Here is a 1345-nt window from a genome sequence, read left to right as displayed (position 1 = left end):
CATTCCCTTTGCTCAACAAACCGAGGAGTGAGTTCATCGAAATCCCGAACCGATCCACCTATCGAAAGGTCGCTTAAGGACGCGCCATTCGGGTCGGTCCCGAAAAACGAGGGTTTGAAAGGGGTCGGTCCCGAAAAACGAGGGGTGGCAATTTCTCTCCCGCTGTGATACCCCTCCCGCATGGCTCGACCTCTACGCTACGAAGCTTCCGGTGCGATTTACCACGTTATGGCCCGGGGTGAGGGTGGGAAGGATGTATTCGAGGATGAGGTCGACCGGACGGTGTGGTTGAAGCGATTGGAGGAAGTGTGTGGAAGCTATGGCTGGCGGGTGCATGCCTGGGTGATGATGGGCAACCATTTCCATCTCCTTCTGGAAACCCCCGAAGCGAACCTGGTGGCGGGGATGAAGTGGTTCATGGGTGTCTTTTCCCAGGGATGGAACCGGCGGAGGAAGCGGCTCGGGCATGTCTTTCAAGGTCGCTACAAGGCGGTGGTGGTGAACGGCGAGGGAAGCGGCGAGTATTTCCGGATCGTGGCGGATTACATCCATCTCAATCCGGTGCGGATTGGTTGGGTGGGCGGTGGCAGCCGGAAGAAGCTGAAGTCGTGGCGGTGGAGTAGTTTCCCGAACTATGCGGGAAGAAAGTCACCGGATTGGTTGGTGACGGATCGGGTTCTCGAGGCCTTCGCGCTGGCGGAGGGTCGGCGCGGGATGAAGGCGTATGAGCGGTATCTGGAGGAGCGGGCGAAGGATCAGGAGGGGACGCTTTCGGATGATTCGCTCAAGGCGCTGCGGCGGGGGTGGTACCTGGGAGAGAAGAGTTTCGGGAAGAAACTGTTGGCGAAGCTGAAGCCAGAGGTGGCGGAGAGACGACGGAAAGGCAGTCTCCGAGGAGAGGCGGCGCGGGCCCATGATGTGGCGGAGGCGGAGCGTCTGGTGAAGACGGGGTTGAAGGCGATGGGCTTGCCCGGGAAGGCAGAGAAGTTGGTGGGTAGGGGAAAGTGGCTCGAGGAGAAGTCGCTGCTGGCGACCTTGATCCGGAAGCGGACGGGAGTTCGGAATCGGTGGATAGCGGATCGACTGGGGATGGGCCACGAAGGGAATGTGACCGTGGCGCTGCGGCGGGTGCGGGAGTCGAAGGCGCTGACGCGACAGTTAGGGAAATTGGAGAAGGAATTGGGGCTCGGGTGAGCACTTGAGTTTCGGGACCGACCCCTTTTGGACCCCTTTTGCGACCCTGAGTTTCGGGACCCGTATGATGCCTCCACTCGCTGAGACGCGGGTGTTATGATGGCAAGAATCCCTTGCTTGTGGGGGGGACGGGGAAACCCGATTAGAAGGA

General features: G+C 60.1%; 1 protein-coding gene. It reads left to right on the top strand.

What is annotated here, in order from left to right; all coding sequences use genetic code 11:
- The first annotated feature begins 180 nt into the window (after positions 1-180).
- Entirely contained in the window at positions 181-1194 is a 1014-nt protein-coding gene (locus JIN81_RS18745; protein WP_200283610.1) for a transposase, read from the top strand.
- Positions 1195-1345 lie beyond the last annotated feature (151 nt).

Source organism: Haloferula rosea (assembly GCF_016595525.1).
Classification (GTDB): domain Bacteria; phylum Verrucomicrobiota; class Verrucomicrobiia; order Verrucomicrobiales; family Akkermansiaceae; genus Haloferula; species Haloferula rosea.
The sequence above is the reverse complement of the archived record's forward strand: the minus strand, read 5'-3'. Positions and strand labels throughout refer to the sequence as shown.

What these genes read in the sequence shown, in the direction of transcription:
- JIN81_RS18745 (WP_200283610.1), top strand. Translation starts at nt 181, where the DNA reads ATGGCTCGACCTCTACGCTACGAAGCTTCCGGTGCGATTTACCACGTT.